This window comes from Variovorax sp. JS1663 (assembly GCF_002157355.1).
Taxonomy (GTDB): domain Bacteria; phylum Pseudomonadota; class Gammaproteobacteria; order Burkholderiales; family Burkholderiaceae_C; genus Variovorax.
Genome location: NZ_LYMK01000003.1, coordinates 47901 through 62670, shown reverse-complemented (window position 1 = coordinate 62670; position 14770 = coordinate 47901). Strand labels below are relative to the sequence as shown.

At 70.7% G+C, this 14770-nt stretch carries 16 protein-coding genes; 14 read left to right on the top strand and 2 right to left on the bottom strand.

The window, feature by feature from the left end; translation table 11 throughout:
* The first annotated feature begins 23 nt into the window (after nt 1-23).
* The 5 genes from A8M77_RS03985 to A8M77_RS03965 are packed head-to-tail and all read left to right on the top strand — an operon-like array spanning nt 24 to nt 3868.
* Complete coding sequence (locus A8M77_RS03985; RefSeq protein ID WP_086920265.1) at nt 24-692, top strand: amino acid ABC transporter permease; 669 nt, start codon at nt 24-26, stop codon at nt 690-692.
* A 10-nt stretch (nt 693-702) separates the two neighbouring features.
* Nucleotides 703-1350, top strand: a complete 648-nt coding sequence (locus A8M77_RS03980; RefSeq protein WP_443270254.1) for an amino acid ABC transporter permease — start codon at nt 703-705, stop codon at nt 1348-1350.
* 47 nt (nt 1351-1397) lie between these two features.
* Nucleotides 1398-2231, top strand: coding sequence for a transporter substrate-binding domain-containing protein (locus A8M77_RS03975; RefSeq protein WP_086920263.1), 834 nt, complete (start codon nt 1398-1400; stop codon nt 2229-2231).
* 22 nt (nt 2232-2253) lie between these two features.
* A complete protein-coding gene (locus A8M77_RS03970) occupies nt 2254-3048 on the top strand; it encodes an amino acid ABC transporter ATP-binding protein (RefSeq protein ID WP_086920262.1) in 795 nt (264 codons plus the stop codon).
* Between the two features lie 4 nt (nt 3049-3052).
* Complete coding sequence (locus A8M77_RS03965) at nt 3053-3868, top strand: sugar phosphate isomerase/epimerase family protein (RefSeq protein WP_086920261.1); 816 nt, start codon at nt 3053-3055, stop codon at nt 3866-3868.
* Here the strand turns inward: A8M77_RS03965 and A8M77_RS03960 are convergent.
* Entirely contained in the window at nt 3860-4900 is a 1041-nt protein-coding gene (locus tag A8M77_RS03960; protein ID WP_238136707.1) for a DnaJ C-terminal domain-containing protein, read from the bottom strand. The two genes, A8M77_RS03965 and A8M77_RS03960, sit on opposite strands and share 9 nt — an antisense overlap.
* 173 nt (nt 4901-5073) lie before the next feature.
* Here A8M77_RS03960 and A8M77_RS03955 point away from each other — a divergent pair, with 173 nt between their 5' ends.
* The gene (locus tag A8M77_RS03955; RefSeq protein WP_086920259.1) at nt 5074-5367 is read left to right on the top strand and encodes an antitoxin; all 294 of its coding nucleotides are present in this window, start codon (nt 5074-5076) and stop codon (nt 5365-5367) included.
* A gap of 11 nt (nt 5368-5378) precedes the next feature.
* On the top strand, nt 5379-5771 hold the full coding sequence (locus tag A8M77_RS03950; protein ID WP_238136706.1) for a type II toxin-antitoxin system VapC family toxin: 393 nt from the start codon (nt 5379-5381) through the stop codon (nt 5769-5771).
* Nucleotides 5772-5829: 58 nt separating this feature from the next.
* On the opposite strand, the gene A8M77_RS03945 is transcribed toward A8M77_RS03950, so the two are convergent.
* Nucleotides 5830-6642: an alpha/beta fold hydrolase gene (locus A8M77_RS03945; RefSeq protein WP_086920257.1), complete on the bottom strand. Its 813-nt coding sequence runs from the start codon at nt 6640-6642 to the stop codon at nt 5830-5832.
* 122 nt (nt 6643-6764) lie between these two features.
* Here A8M77_RS03945 and A8M77_RS03940 point away from each other — a divergent pair, with 122 nt between their 5' ends.
* From A8M77_RS03940 to A8M77_RS03910, 7 genes are all read left to right on the top strand, one after another.
* Entirely contained in the window at nt 6765-7694 is a 930-nt protein-coding gene (locus A8M77_RS03940) for a LysR family transcriptional regulator (protein WP_086920256.1), read from the top strand.
* A gap of 155 nt (nt 7695-7849) precedes the next feature.
* Entirely contained in the window at nt 7850-8833 is a 984-nt protein-coding gene (gene acuI / locus A8M77_RS03935) for an acrylyl-CoA reductase (NADPH) (protein ID WP_086920255.1), read from the top strand.
* Complete coding sequence (locus A8M77_RS03930) at nt 8833-11010, top strand: acetate--CoA ligase family protein (protein WP_238136705.1); 2178 nt, start codon at nt 8833-8835, stop codon at nt 11008-11010. The genes acuI and A8M77_RS03930 overlap by 1 nt, the downstream gene beginning before the upstream one ends.
* Nucleotides 11011-11029: 19 nt before the next feature.
* Entirely contained in the window at nt 11030-11851 is an 822-nt protein-coding gene (locus A8M77_RS03925; protein WP_086920254.1) for an enoyl-CoA hydratase/isomerase family protein, read from the top strand.
* Between the two features lie 85 nt (nt 11852-11936).
* Complete coding sequence (locus A8M77_RS03920) at nt 11937-12704, top strand: ABC transporter ATP-binding protein (protein WP_086920426.1); 768 nt, start codon at nt 11937-11939, stop codon at nt 12702-12704.
* The gene (locus A8M77_RS03915) at nt 12701-13555 is read left to right on the top strand and encodes an ABC transporter permease (RefSeq protein ID WP_086920253.1); all 855 of its coding nucleotides are present in this window, start codon (nt 12701-12703) and stop codon (nt 13553-13555) included. The genes A8M77_RS03920 and A8M77_RS03915 overlap by 4 nt, the downstream gene beginning before the upstream one ends.
* Nucleotides 13556-13595: 40 nt before the next feature.
* On the top strand, nt 13596-14732 hold the full coding sequence (locus A8M77_RS03910) for an ABC transporter substrate-binding protein (protein WP_086920252.1): 1137 nt from the start codon (nt 13596-13598) through the stop codon (nt 14730-14732).
* Nucleotides 14733-14770 lie beyond the last annotated feature (38 nt).

The following is a 14770-nucleotide window of genomic DNA, read 5'->3' as shown; positions in this document are numbered from 1 at the left end:
GCTCACGAGACAAGAGCCACACCATGAACTACCGATTCGACTTCGCCGTGCTGCTGCCGCACTGGGAGCAGTTTGCAGAGGGCTGCTGGCTGACGCTGCGCCTGTCGGCCATCGCGGTGGCGATCGGCCTGGCCGTCGGTCTGGCCACCGTGCTCGCCAAGCGCGCCTCGGTCCCGCCGCTGCGCTGGCTGGCCGAGACCTACATCGAGACCATCCGCAACACGCCCTTCCTGGTCCAGGTCCTGTTCATCTTCTTCGGCCTGCCCTCGCTCGGCATCAGCCTCACGCCGAACACGGCCGCGGTGCTGGCACTCAGCCTGAACCTGGGTGCCTTCTCGGCGGAGATCATCCGCACCGGCATCGAGTCGGTCCCGCGCGGCCAGTTCGAGGCCGGCGCCGCGCTCGGGCTGAGCCCCTTGCAGACCTTCCGCCACGTCGTCTTCAAGCCCGCGCTGCGCACGGTCTACCCGGCACTGGCGGGGCAGTTCGTGATGCTGCTGCTGACCACCAGCATCGTCTCGTCGATCTCCGCGGAGGAGCTGACCTCGGTGGCGCAGAACGTCGACTCGGCCACCTTCCGCAGCTTCGAGGTCTACATCGTCGCGGCGCTGCTCTACCTGGCGATGTCGACGATCTTCTCGACCGTCTTCAAGGCGATCGACCGGCTGTACTTCTCCTATCCCACCAAGTGAGGCGTCCATGATCCGTGAGTTCACGCTGACCGAGTTCTGGGTGATCGCGAGCGGGCTCTGGGCCACGCTGCTGCTGTCCGCCATCGCCTTCCTCGGCGGCGGGCTGGCCGGGTTGGGCGTGGCGCTGGCCCGCACGGCGCCGGTGAAGGCGCTGCGCATCGCGGCCGGCGTGTTCATCGACTTCTTCCAGGGCACGCCGATGCTGCTGCAGCTGTTCCTGGTGTTCTACGGCCTGCCGGTGCTCGGGCTGAAGGTCAACGTGTGGATCGCCGCGGCCGTGGGGCTGACGCTGCATGCCGGCGCCTTCCTCGGCGAGATCTGGCGCGGCGGCATCCAGGCCGTGCCGCGCGGGCAGACCGAGGCGGCCGATGCGCTGGGCCTGGACTACTGGACGCGCATGCGCCACGTGGTGCTGCCGCAGGCGCTGCGCATGTCCTTCGCACCGACGGTGGGCTTCCTGGTGCAGCTGATCAAGGGCACCTCGCTGGCGGCCATCATCGGCTTCGTCGAACTCTCGCGCTCGGGCCAGCTGGTGTCCAGCATCACCTACAAGCCGCTGCTCGCCTTCGGGCTGGTGGCGGCGTGCTACTTCGCGATCTGCTTTCCGCTGTCGCGCTACAGCGCGCGCCTGGAAAAGCGCTTCGCCGTCGCCGGCTGATTTCCTTCCCGCACCCGCTTTTCGCATTCACTCAAAGGAGACACACCATGACCGTACGATTCACCCGCCGCGCCGCCGTCGCACTGACGATGGCGCTCGCACTCGGCGGCCTCGCGCAGGCGCAGAAAGTGGCCGACATCAAGAAGTCCGGCGTGCTCAAGGTCGGCGCGCAGGTGGCCCAGGTGCCCTGGGGCTTCAGCGACAAGAGCAACAAGCTGACGGGCTACGACATCGAGTTCGCCGAGATGCTGGCGAAGGACCTGGGCGTCAAGCCCGAGTTCACGCCGGTGACGGTGGCCAACCGCACGGCGGCGCTGCTGACGGGCCAGGTCGACGTGCTGGCCGCGGTGGTTACGATCCTGGCCGACCGGCAGAAGGTGGTGCTGTTCTCGCGCCCCTACTCGTACCTGGAGACCGTGCTGATCGGCAAGACATCGCTCGCGCCGGTGAAGGACTACACCGAGCTCAAGGGCCTGCGCGTGGGCGTGCCGCGCGGCAGCGTGCAGGATTCGGCGGTGACGCAGGCGAAGACCGGCGCGACCATCCAGCGCTTCGACGACGACGCCGCGGCCGTGCAGGCGCTGCTGTCGGGCCAGGTGGACCTGGCCGGCGCGGCGCACACGCAGCTCGGCTCGATCGCGCAGATCGCGGGCCCCGGCAAGTACGACATCAAGCTGGTGCTGGCGCGCGGCTTCCAGGGCGCCGCCGTGCGCCCAGGCGAGCGCGAATGGGTGAACTACATCAACGACTTCATCGCCCGCAAGATCGCCAGCGGCGAGCTGAACGCGCTCTACAAGAAGTGGATCGGGCAGGACATGAACCGCGAGATGCCGGCCACCGGCGAGACCGAGGCCGCCCTGCCCGTGGTGGTCGCCAAGTGAGCACGCACCGGGAGCCAGGACGATGACCGCCAGGGACTCCGGCATCGCGCCGGACCGCACCGTGCCGCGCGCCGCCGGCAGCGACACCATCATCACGATGGAGAACGTCAGCAAGTGGTACGGCGCGGTGCGCGTGCTGACCGACGTCGACCTGAAGGTGCGCCGGGGCGAGCGCATCGTGATCTGCGGGCCCTCGGGCTCGGGCAAGTCGACCACGATCCGCTGCATCAACCGGCTGGAGCCCTACCAGAAGGGCCGCATCGTGGTCGACGGCATCGACCTCGGCGCCGATGCCAGGAACGTCAACGCGGTGCGCGCCGAGGTCGGCATGGTGTTCCAGCAGTTCAACCTGTTCCCGCACCTGACCGTGCTGGAGAACTGCATGCTCGCGCCGACGAAGGTGCGCGGCGTCCGCAAGGACGAGGCCGAGGCCACCGCGATGAAGTACCTCACGCGCGTGCGCATCCCCGACCATGCGGGGAAGTACCCGGCGCAGCTCTCGGGCGGCCAGCAGCAGCGCGTGGCGATCGCCCGGGCGCTGTGCATGACACCGAAGATCATGCTCTTCGACGAGCCCACCTCCGCACTCGATCCCGAGATGGTCAAGGAGGTGCTGGACACCATGATCGGCCTGGCCGAGGAAGGCATGACCATGCTGTGCGTGACGCACGAGATGGGCTTCGCGCGCAGCGTCGCCGACCGGGTGCTGTTCATGGACCGCGGCGAGATCGTGGAGCAGGCGCCGCCGGAAGAGTTCTTCATGAATCCGAGGCACGAGCGGCTGCGCGACTTCCTCGGCCAGATCCTCCACAAGTGATGCGATGACCATGACCGACCTGGCCCTTGCCCATCTCACGGTGCTCGACGTGGCGCCGCCGGCGTTGTTCGATCTCGCGGCCCGCGCCGGCTACCAGAAGGTCGGCATCCGCATCCTGCCGGCCGCGCCCGGCGCGGTCTCGTATCCGATCGACCGGGCCACGGTGATCGAATGGCGCCGCCGCATGGCCGATGCCGGCGTGGGCGCGCACGACGTCGAGTTCCTCCCGCTGACGCCGGACGTGTGCGTGCATGACCATGCGCAGGCCCTGGCGCTGGCCGCAGAGCTCGGCGCGAAGCGGTTCAGCGTCTCCGGCGACGACGCGGACACCGATCGCCTGGCCGAGCGCTTCGGCACGCTGTGCGACCTGGCCGCCGACGTTGGCATGGGGGTGGACCTGGAGTTCATGCGCTTCCGCATCGTCGGCACGCTGCCGCAGGCGCTGGACGTGATCACCCGCGCCGGGCGGCGCAATGGCCGGCTGCTGATCGACCTGCTGCACCTGTTTCGCTCCGGCGGCACGGCGGCGATGCTGCGGGCCGTGCCGGCCGAGGCCTTCGGCTCGGTGCAGCTGTGCGACGCGCGCCGCGAGGATCCGACGAATGCCGGCATCGTGGAGGAGGCGCGCGAGGGGCGGCTGTTTCCGGGCGAGGGCGAGCTGCCGCTCGCGGCGTTCATGGACGCGCTGCCCGGTGGCATCGCGGTGAGCGTGGAGGTGCCGGCCGCCCGCACGCATCCGGCGCTCGGGCCGGCGGAATGCGCGGCGGCCGCCTGCGCCGCATCGCGGCGGCTGCTCGCCGGCTGGCGGCCTTCACGCTGATCGCGGTCGTCCGGCGCCCGAGGTGGTGGCACAGAGCTGGTCGAGCAGGATCTGCTGGTCGGTGCTGAGCTGCTTTGGAAACATGGGCACCAGCGTGACCCACTGGTCGCCGCGCGCACCGCCGCGTTCCACCGGAAATCCCTGGCCCTTCAGGCAGTAGGACACCCGGCTGCGACTCGGCTGCAAGGGCTGGAGGCCTGCGAGGGTCGGCACCTGGACCGGGCGCTCCGCGATCCATGCGAAGCCATCGATCGGGACCTCGCATCGAAGGGTGCCGTCGTCATCGAGCTTGAAGACCTCGTGCGCCAGGAACTCGACACGGATTTCCAGATCGGCAGGCAGCCGCTCGGGCCGCAGGCGCCGCCCGTCGACATGGAGCAGATCGCCATGGCGCACGCCCTGCGGAATGCGGACCTTGACCTGGTAGCTGCGCGCGGCCGTCTTCCCGCTGCCCCGGCAGGCCGCACACGGCTGCCTCGCGATCCCGCCGCCCAGGCAGGCCTCGCACTCGGCCAGGCCGGTCGGCCAGCCGAAGAAGGAACGCTTGTGCACGGCGCCCGATCCGCCGCAACGGGCGCAGTTGCCGCCCAGCACCTGGTGGCCTGCGCCCGCGCAGGTCCGGCAGGTCTCGGTGACCTTGCCGCGCAGCACCTTGATGCAGCCGGCCGCGGCCTCCTCGAGCGTCAGCTTCACCTTGCGGTGGATGGGCCGCCGCTGCCGGCGCGTGCCGGCGTCGTCGCCGAATGCGGTCTCGCCGCCGTCCTGCTCGTCGTGGCCGGCACCGGGGTCCGTCGCCGGGTGGGGTGCGGCATCGTCGGCATCGGCTGCCGAGGCTTCGGAAACGGCGCGGAAGCCGGCCCGGCGGATCTCTTCGAAGGCCTGGTTGATGCGCTGCATCCTCGTCACGGCATCGGCGCTGCCATTGCGGTCCGGATGCCATTGCGAGGCCAGCCGGCGCCACGCCGCCTTCACCTCGCCCTCGCTCGCGCCGGCTGCCAACCCCAGTTCGGCGAATGCGTCGTCGGTGCCCAAGCCCAAGTCCTCGTCGCGGCAGGCCGTCCGGGACGAAGGTCCATGGAGGCGGCGGCACCGTCCGCGGGAATGCTATCCGAAAGACGTGACGCGAAATCAAAGTATATATTTGAGTATATACTGACCGATCAAAACCACTGCTCGCAGCACACGAGCGTTCACAGGGGAAGACGATGAATGCCGATACGGTCCGCACAGCGCGGTTGTTCACCAATGGCGGCAGCCAGGCTGTCCGCCTGCCCGCCGAATTCCGCTTCGAAGGCGACGAGGTCTACATCCGGCGTGACGCGCGCTCGGGCGAAGTGGTCCTGTCGCCCAGGGTCCGCAAGAGCTGGGCGAGCTTCGTCGCGCTGCGCGAACAGATGCGCGCCGAGCTGGCTGGCGAAGGATTGGACAGCTTCATGCGGGACCGCGCTCAGCCCAGCGGGGATCCGCAACGCGATCCCTTCGAGGGGTGGCACGAATGAGCCTGGTCTACATGCTGGACACCAACATCACCAGTGCGGCGATTCGAGGTGACCCGGCGGTTGGTGCCAAGCTGGACGCGCTGCCGCAGGAGGTCTGGTGCATCTCGGCGGTCACGATGTCGGAGCACATCTATGGCCTCGCCAAGCGACCCGAGGCACGACGCCTGGCTCGCGTCGTTCACGAGTTCCTGCAGGTGGCCGAGGTGCTTCCATGGGATCGGCTTGCCGCCGATGCGCATGGCCAAGTGCGCGCTGAGCTGGAGCGCGGCGGCGTCCCCTTCGATCACTACGACGCGATGATCGCCGCGCACGCGCGCGCCCATGGGCTCATCGTCGTGACGGACAACGAACGCCACTTCCGCAGGGTTCCAGGCCTCACCATCGACAACTGGCTTCGAGTTTGAGCGCCATCGGAGATGCCGGTCGCACGCGTGCCGCACTTTTGCAAGCTGGCGAAGGCCCTCACGCGGATGCGCAGCAGCGCGCAAGGAAGCCGGCCACCGCCTCGTTGACGGTGTCCGCATGAGTCACCGGCCCCATGTGGCCGAGGGCCTCGAAGTCGATCAGCTCGACGTCGGGCAGCACGCCGGTCAGCAGCCGTGCGACCCCGCGCGCCGAGGCCGGCGATCGCGCGCCCGTCATGTAGAGCACCGGCATGTCCAGCGCGGCGAAGGCCTGCAGCGGCGTCGGCTCGGTGAAGAGCGCGTGCGCCCAGCCCGCGACGTTGGCCATGGACTGCGCGATCGGTGCCTGTCGCGCCGGCGGCATGCGCTGCCAGCTGCCCTCACCCATCCAGTAGTCGATGAAGCGCCGCGCGGCAGCATCGGGATCGCCGGCCTCGATCGCCGCCGCCGCATCGGCCGCGGCGAAGCGGATGCCGTCGGCCGCCTCGTGGCCGGGCGACTCCTGCTCCAACAGCGAGAACAGCGTCGGCTCGTAGACCGCGATGGCGCGCACGCGCACGGGGTTCGCGAGCGCGGCCTTCAGCGCCACGGCGGCCCCGTAGGAATGGCCGACCAGGCAGAAGGACTCGCCCGCGGCGGCGAACACCGGTTCCAGCAGCGCGACCTCGTCGGCCAGCGTGACGACGCGATCGGTGGGCCAGGCCGGACTGCGCCCGGCGCCGAGCGAATCGGGCGCGAGCACGCGCCAGTCCGGCGCCAGCCGCTCCATCAGCCCGCGCCACTGCGCGGAGCTGCTCGCGTTGGAATGGAGGCAGATGACCGCGGGGCCGTCGCCGGCCTCGCGCACATGGGGGGCGAGTGAGGACTGCATGGCGATCCACTGTGGCGCAACGGCGGCGCGGCGTCCTGCCCGCGCGTCCTCGGTGCCTGACCGATCGTCCTTCGCCGCCCGCCGGTTAAGCTGCGCGCGCCATTCGAAGGAGGCCCATCACCATGTCGCGCGACCCCGGCCTGCATCTCAAGAACCCCAGTGCGCTGCGCTACTTCTACGAGGTGGCGCAGGCCGGCTCCTTCCGCCGCGCGGCCGAGCGCACGCACGTCGCGGCCTCGGCGATCAACCGGCAGGTGAAGAACCTGGAAGAAGAGATCGGCGCCCTGCTCTTCGAGCGCGGCCGCGGGCGCAGCGGACTCAAGCTGACGGCGGCGGGCGAGGTCTTCATCCACCACCTCAAGCGCGCGATGGGCGAGCTCGCGACCGCGCGGGTCGAGGTGGACGCGCTGCGCGGGCTGCAGCGCGGCACCGTGACCTTCGGCGTCAACGAGGGCTTCTCGCGCGAGCTGCTGCCACAGATGCTGGCCACCTTCCACAAGGCGCACCCGGGCATCAACTACGAGGTGACGGTGGCGAGCTCGCCGCGGCTGGTGGAGCTGGCGCTCGAGGACGAGATCGACTTCGCGCTGGGCTACAACGCGCCGGCGCACGCGGGCCTCACCATCCTCGCGAAGCGCGACGTCGGCTCCTGCGTGATGGTGCCGCGCCGCCACCCCCTGGCCAAGCGCAGCTGGGTGCGGCTGACCGACTGCGCCGCCTACGAGCTGGTGATGCCCGACGCCACCCTGGCGCTGCGCCACACGCTGGACCAGATGTTCGCGCGCGTGGGCATGAAGCCGCGCGCGGTGCTCACCACCAACTCCTACGAGCTGATGCGCAGCGCCGCTTCCGCGGGCCTGGGCATCGCGATCCTCACGCAGTACCTGTTCGGCCGCGACCCGAACCATCCGGACGCGGCCTTCGTGCCGATCCGCGATCCGCGCATCAAGTCGCAGGTGCTGGTGTGCTGCACGCGCGCCGGGCGCCATCTTTCGGTGGCCAGCCTGTCGCTGATCGCGGAGATCCAGAAGGTGCTGCAGAACAAGCTCTGAGAAACCCTTGCTTGCGTTCGAATTACGAGAACGCAAATCGAACTAATCGATTCTTGCTTGCTGCATTGGCGAAGCCTAGATTCGCGCTCATCCCGTGAACGGCGAATGCGCATCGATGCGATGCGCGGCGCGAACCAAGAAGGAGCGAGACAGGCATGTTCAGAGCCATCCTGCTGGAGCGGCAGGGCGATCGATTCGACGCCGCGCTGCGCGAGCTCGACGAGTCGGCACTGCCGGCGCACGACGTCACCCTGCGCATCGAGTATTCATCCCTCAACTACAAGGACGCGCTCGCGATCACGCAGCGCGGGCCGGTGGTGCGCAACTGGCCGATGGTGCCCGGCATCGACGGCGCGGGCGTGGTGGAGCACAGCGCGCACCCGGAGTTTTCCGTCGGCGACCGCGTGATCCTCAACGGCTGGGGCGCCGGCGAGCAGCACTGGGGCTGCCTGGCCGAGCGCGCGCGGCTGAAGAGCGAATGGCTGGTGCCGCTGCCCGACCGGCTCGACACGCGCACCGCGATGGCGGTGGGCACCGCGGGCTACACCGCGATGCTGTGCGTGCAGGCGCTGGAGCGCCAGCGGGTGCGGCCGGACGACGGCGAGATCCTGGTCACCGGCGCGGCCGGCGGCGTGGGCAGCGTGGCGATCAGCCTGCTGGCAGGGCGCGGCTTCCGCGTGGTGGCCTCCACCGGCCGCGCGGACGAGACCGACTACCTCAAGCGCATCGGCGCGGCCGAGGTGATCGACCGCGCGCAGCTCTCCGCGCCCGGCAAGCCGCTGGGCAAGGAGCGCTGGGCCGGCGTGGTGGATTCGGTGGGCAGCCACACGCTGGTGAATGCGTGCGCGACCACGCGCTACGGCGGCGTGGTCACCGCCTGCGGGCTGGCCCAGGGGATGGACCTGCCGGGCACGGTGGCGCCCTTCATCCTGCGCGGCGTGAGCCTGATCGGCATCGACTCGGTGATGGCGCCGCGCGCCGACCGCCTGAGCGCCTGGCAGCACCTGTCGCAGGAGCTGGACCGCGAACGCCTGGCCGAGATCACGCGCGAGATCCCGCTGGCCGCGACGCTGGAGGCCGCGGGCGCGCTGCTGGCCGGCGGCGTGCGCGGCCGCACGGTGGTGAAGGTGGACGCCTGATGTTCGAGCCGGCCTTCGCTTCCGCCGCCCCGGCCGCCGCGCCGCCGCGCGACCTCGCGCCGCTGATGCGGCCCGCCTCGGTCGCGGTCCTCGGCGCCTCGCCGCGGCCGGATTCCTTCGGCCATTCGGTGGTGAGGAACCTGCTCGATGCGGGCTACGCCGGGCGGCTCTACCCGATCCATCCATCGGCGCCCGAGGTGCTGGGCCTGCGCTGCCATGCCAACCTCGACAGCCTGCCCGAAGCGCCCGACTGCGCGGTGGTCGCCCTGCCGGCCGACAAGGTGCTGCCCGCGCTGGCGCAGGCGGCCGCGCGCGGCATCCGCGCCGCGGTGCTGTTCGCCAGCGGCTTCGCGGAACTCGGCGAGGAAGGCCGCGCGCTGCAGGCCGAGCTCGCCGCGCTGTGCGCGCGCACCGGCCTGCTGGTGTGCGGCCCCAACTGCCTGGGCCTGGCCAACCTGCATGCCGGCATCTCGCTCTACAGCGCGCCGCTGCCGGAGCCACTCGTGCGCGGCGGCGTGGCGATCGCCTCGCATTCGGGCTCGGGCTGCATCGCGCTCGCAGGCACCGGCCGCTTCGGCCTCAGCCACCTGGTGTCGGTGGGGAATGCCGCGGTGCTGGACGTGGACGACTACCTGGGCTTCTTCGCCGACGATCCGCACACGCAGGTGGCGGCCCTCTTCATGGAATCGGTGCGGCATCCGCAGCGCTTCCTGCGAGCGGCCGCGCGCATGCGGGCGGCGGGCAAGCCGGTGGTGGTGCTCAAGGTCGGGCGCTCGGCCGAGGGTGCCGCGGCGACCGCGGCCCACACCGGCTCGCTGGCGGGCTCGCACGCGGCCGCGGCCGCCTTCTTCCGTCGCGCCGGCGTGGTGCTGGTGGAGGACATGGACGAGATGGTCGAGACCTGTGCGCTGCTGGCCGAGGCGACGCGGCGCCCGGCAGGCGACGGCGTGGCGGTGATCAACGTCAGCGGCGGCGAGGTCGCGCTGACCTGCGACCTGGCCCAGGCGGCCGGCCTGCGCTTCGCCGCGCTGCAGCCGGCCACGCTGTCGGCACTGCGCGACTGCCTGCCGCCCTTCGCCACGCCCGGCAACCCGCTGGATGCGACCGGCGCCGCGGTGTTCGACATGCGCATGTACGGCCGCGCCATCGACGCACTGCTGGCCGATCCGGGCGTGTCGCTGCTGGGGGTGTCGCAGGACTGCCCCGTGGGCATGGGCGAAAAGGCGGCAGCCAACTACCGCGCGATCGCCGAGACCACCGCCGCCGCGGCGGCCCGCAGCGACAAGCCGCTGGTCTTCTACAGCAACGTCGGCGGCGGGCTGCATGCGCACACCATCGAGCCACTGCGCGGCAGCGGCGTCGCGGCCCTGCAGGGCGCACGCGCCGCGCTGCTGGCGATGCGGCATTTCATCGACTGGCACCGCTGGCAGCCGGTGGCCACGGCACAGGCCGCGCTGCGTGCCGATCCGGGCTGGGCGGAGCGCCTCGCCACCGGCCGGCCGCTGGCGGAGCACGAGGCCAAGCGCTTCCTCGCGGACCACGGCCTGCCGGTCACGCGCGAGGCCCGCGCCGCGGATGCGCAAGCGGCCGCGCAGCGCGCCGCCGACATCGGCTTTCCGGTGGCGATGAAGATCGACTCGCCCGACATCCCGCACAAGACCGAGGCCGGCGGCGTGCGCCTGCACCTGCGCGACGAGGCCGAGGTGCGCGAGGCCTTCCACCGGATGATGGCCACCGTGCGCGAGCGCATGCCCGCCGCGCGCATCGACGGCGTGCTGGTGCAGGAGATGGTGCAGGGCGGCGTCGAGATGATCGCCGGGCTCACGCGCCAGCCGCCCTTCGGCCAGGCGATCGTGGCCGGTGCCGGCGGCGTGCTGGTCGAGCTGCTGCGCGACAGCGCGCTGGACCTCTCGCCGCTGAATGCGGAAGCTGCCCAGGCCCTGGTGGCGTCGACGCGCGCGGCACGGCTGCTCGCAGGCTTCCGCGGCGCGGCGCCGGCCGACCGCGCCGCCTTCGAGGGGCTGCTGGTGCGCCTGTCGCAGATCGGCGCGGCCTATGCGCAGCACATCGAGGCCATCGACCTCAACCCGGTCACCGTGCTCGCGGCCGGCCACGGCGTGCGCGTGCTGGACGCGTTGATCGAGCTTCGCTCCCCCTCTTCCCATCGATCCCATTGACGACAAGCAGGAGACAACCATGAAGTACCAATGCATCAGCGTGTCGGTGGACCGCTGGGTCGCGACGCTCACGCTCGCGCGCCCGCAGAAGATGAACGCGCTGGACGACGACATCCTGCTGGAGATGCAGCACGCGCTCGACACCCTGGAGCGCGACGAGAACGTGCGCGCCCTGATCATCACCGGCGAGGGCCGCGCCTTCTGCGCCGGCTTCGACCTGAGCCCGCGCGAGGAGCCCTTCACCACGGTGCAGGACTGGCGCGAGCACGTGAAGCTGGGCAACGACACCTGGCTGCGCATCTGGCGCTCGCGGCTGCCGGTGATCGCGGCGGTCAACGGTTATTGCCTGGGCGGCGGCTGCGACCTTTCGATGGTGTGCGACATCACGCTGGCCGCCGACGGCGCGGAGTTCGGCGAGCCCGAGATCCAGTTCCAGTCGGCCCCGCCCTTCGCGATCATGCCCTGGGTGCTGGGCATGAAGAAGACCAAGGAGCTGCTCCTGACCGGCGAGCGCATCGGCGCCGAGGAGGCGGTGCGCATCGGCCTGGCCAACCGCGTGGTGCCGGCAGCCGACCTGATGAAGGAGGCGCGGCGGCTGGCGCTGAAGCTCGCGATGATTCCGCCGCCCGCGATGCGGCTGAACAAGGAAGGGCTGAACCGCGGCTACGACCTGCGCGGCTTCCAGTCGACGGTGGACCTGGGCGCGGAGATCTTCACGCTGGTGCTGATGTCCGAATCGCAGGAGGCGCGCGACTTCTTCGAGGTCGCGGCGAAGCAGGGGCTGAAGGCCGCCTTCAAGTGGCGCGATGCCCGCTTCGCGCTCCAGGGCGAGTCCGCATAGGGGCGCGGCCATGAGCGCCACCGCCAAGCTCAGCGTCATCGCCCCCGGCACCCCGGCCGCGCCGTCCGCCCCGCCGGGCCGCGCGATGATCGAGGTCCAGGGCCTGCACAAGCTCTACCGCACCCGCGAGGGCCGCGACATCGAGGCCCTCAAGGACGTGAGCTTCGACATCGCCGACGGCGAGTTCGTCACCGTGGTCGGCCCCAGCGGCTGCGGCAAGTCCACGCTGCTGAAGATCCTGGCCGGCACGCTGCGCCGCAGCGCGGGTTCGGTGAAGGTGCGGCAGCGGCCGATCGACGGGCCCAGCCGCGACGTCGGCGTGGTGTTCCAGGCGCCGGTACTGCTGCCCTGGCGCACCGTGCTCGAGAACGTGCTGGTGCCCATCGAGATCCAGGGCCTGCCGATGCGCGAGTACGAGCCGCGGGCGCGCGACTACCTGCGCCTGGTGGGGCTGGAGGGCTTCGAGAACAAGTACCCGCACGAGCTCTCCGGCGGCATGCAGCAGCGCGTGGGCATCAGCCGCGGGCTGGTGCACGAGCCGGCCTTCCTGCTGATGGACGAGCCCTTCGGCGCGCTGGACGCGATGACCCGCGAGACCATGAACCTGGAGCTGCTGCGCATCTGGTCGCAGAGCCGCAAGACGGTGATGCTGGTCACGCACAGCATCCCGGAGGCGGTGTTCCTGGCGGACCGCGTGATCGTGATGTCGCCGCGGCCGGGCCGCATCAGCGAGATCCTCGAGATCGACCTGCCGCGCCCGCGCACGCTGGAGATGATCAATTCGGAGCGCTTCGGCACCTACGTCTGCGCGATCCGCAGGCACTTCCACTCGATCGGAGCACTGGACGCATGAACACCGCCACCACCACTCTCATCGACGCCGACCCGCATGACCCGCAGGCCCCGCGCCCCGCGCTCGCGTGGCTCGGCCCACGCCCCGAACTGCCGCTGTCCGCCCTGCTCTTCGTGCTCGTGGTGGGCGGCTGGGAGCTGGCCGTGCGCCTGCTGGAGATCACGCCGCTGCTGCTGCCCGCGCCTTCCGCGGTCGCCGCCTCGCTGTGGGAGGGCATCCGCAACAACACCTTCACCCACCACCTGGGCGTGACCTTCTGCGAGACCATGGCCGGCTTCGTGCTCGGCGCCGGCCTGGGGCTGGTGCTGGGCGGCGTGATCGCGCAGTTCCCGCTGGTGGAGCGCACGCTCTACCCCTACGTGGTGGCCTTCCAGACCATTCCGAAGGTGGCGATCGCGCCGCTGTTCGTGATCTGGTTCGGCTACGGCATGAGCTCCAAGATCGTGATCACCGCGACCATCGCCTTCTTCCCGGTGCTGGTGAACACGGTGGCCGGCCTGCGCGCGGTGCCGGCCGAGCAGATGGAACTGCTCACCGCCTTCACCGCCTCGCGCTGGCAGGTGTTCCGCATGGCGCGCATCCCGCAGGCGCTGCCCTACATCTTCGTGGGGCTGGACGTGTCCATCGTGCTGTCGGTGATCGGCGCGATCGTCGGCGAATTCGTCGGTGCGCAGGCCGGGCTGGGCTACCTGATCCTGCAGCGCACCTTCTCGATGGACACGGCCGGCATGTTCGCGATCCTGATCCTGCTGTCGGCCATGGGCCTCGGGCTGCACTGGGCGGTGCAGTGGCTGCAGCGCAAGGTGGTGTTCTGGGCGCAGGCCGAGCACGAGCGCATCACGGGCGCCTGAGTTTTTCCATCTTCTTCCTCAACCCAAGCGGAGATTCGACATGCAGCAACGATTCGGGCGACAGGGCGTGCGCGGACGGCGGCGCGTGCTGGCGGCGGCGGTGGCACTGGGCCTGGGCGCGGCCTGGCTCGCGCCCGGCCCGGCACAGGCGCAGGCGGCCAAGCCGCTGAAGAAGGTGACGATCGCGCTGGGCGGCGTCACCGTGCTCAACGTCACCTACCCCTGGCTGATGATGCCGGTGGCGCTGGACTACTGGAAGAGCGAGGGCTACGACGTGCAGGTGATCGCCGCGCCCGGCTCGGTGCAGGCGGTTCAGCAGCTGGCCACCGGCAACGTGGACTTCGCGCAGGTCAGCTCCAACGTCGCGATCCAGGCCAACGTGACCAACAACATCCCTGCGCGCGTGGTGATGAACAACAGCGTGATCGACTGGGCGATCGCGGTGCCGTCCGAAGGATCGATCCAGCGGGTGGCCGACCTCAAGGGCCAGCGCATCGGCATCGTGAGCCTGGCCAGCGGCGGCCTGCCGCTGCTGCGCTCGCTGCTCAAGGCCAACGGCCTGGACCCGGACAAGGACGTCAACATCATCCCGACCGGTGCCGGCGCGCCGGCGCTGGAGGCGCTGCGCTCGGGCCGCGTGCAGGGGCTGATGTTCTGGAACGCGGCCATCGCCGGCTTCGAGAACGCGGGCGCGAAGCTGCGGCTGCTGCGCAGCCCCGACTGGGCGCGCATGCCCGACTTCTCGCTGGCCACCTTGCAGCGCACCATCGACCGCGACCTCGCGATGGTGGAGGCGATCGCGCGCGGCGCGGCGAAGGCCAGCCTGTACGCCGTGACCAATCCGGCCTGCGTACGCCAGCTGCACTGGGCGCGCTTTCCCGAGACCAAGCCCACCGGCGGCGACGAGGCCACGCTGGCGCGCTGGGACGAGCACCTGCTGGCCACGCAGGTGAGCTCGATGAAGGCCGCCTTCGAGATGAACGGCGGCAAGCTGTGGGGCCGCGCCACGCCCGAGGCCTTCGGCCGCATGCAGGACTTCATGCTCGACGCCGGCCTGATCGAGCGCAAGCTGGCGCCGGCCACCTTCGTCGTCGGCAGCGAGGGCTTCTTCGAGCGCGTGAACGGCTTCGACGCCCAGGCGGTGGTGCGGCAGGCGCAGGCCTGCGCGAAAAGCTGAGGTCCTGTCCGACGGCGGAAGCGCGCGCACACCGCTAG

Coding starts and splice junctions, on each gene's coding strand:
- A8M77_RS03985 (WP_086920265.1), top strand. CDS start 24: ATGAACTACCGATTCGACTTCGCCGTGCTGCTGCCGCACTGGGAGCAG.
- A8M77_RS03975 (WP_086920263.1), top strand. CDS start 1,398: ATGACCGTACGATTCACCCGCCGCGCCGCCGTCGCACTGACGATGGCG.
- A8M77_RS03970 (WP_086920262.1), top strand. CDS start 2,254: ATGACCGCCAGGGACTCCGGCATCGCGCCGGACCGCACCGTGCCGCGC.
- A8M77_RS03965 (WP_086920261.1), top strand. CDS start 3,053: ATGACCATGACCGACCTGGCCCTTGCCCATCTCACGGTGCTCGACGTG.
- A8M77_RS03955 (WP_086920259.1), top strand. CDS start 5,074: ATGAATGCCGATACGGTCCGCACAGCGCGGTTGTTCACCAATGGCGGC.
- A8M77_RS03950 (WP_238136706.1), top strand. CDS start 5,379: ATGCTGGACACCAACATCACCAGTGCGGCGATTCGAGGTGACCCGGCG.
- A8M77_RS03945 (WP_086920257.1), bottom strand. CDS start 6,642: ATGCAGTCCTCACTCGCCCCCCATGTGCGCGAGGCCGGCGACGGCCCC.
- A8M77_RS03940 (WP_086920256.1), top strand. CDS start 6,765: ATGTCGCGCGACCCCGGCCTGCATCTCAAGAACCCCAGTGCGCTGCGC.
- acuI (WP_086920255.1), top strand. CDS start 7,850: ATGTTCAGAGCCATCCTGCTGGAGCGGCAGGGCGATCGATTCGACGCC.
- A8M77_RS03930 (WP_238136705.1), top strand. CDS start 8,833: ATGTTCGAGCCGGCCTTCGCTTCCGCCGCCCCGGCCGCCGCGCCGCCG.
- A8M77_RS03925 (WP_086920254.1), top strand. CDS start 11,030: ATGAAGTACCAATGCATCAGCGTGTCGGTGGACCGCTGGGTCGCGACG.
- A8M77_RS03920 (WP_086920426.1), top strand. CDS start 11,937: ATGATCGAGGTCCAGGGCCTGCACAAGCTCTACCGCACCCGCGAGGGC.
- A8M77_RS03915 (WP_086920253.1), top strand. CDS start 12,701: ATGAACACCGCCACCACCACTCTCATCGACGCCGACCCGCATGACCCG.
- A8M77_RS03910 (WP_086920252.1), top strand. CDS start 13,596: ATGCAGCAACGATTCGGGCGACAGGGCGTGCGCGGACGGCGGCGCGTG.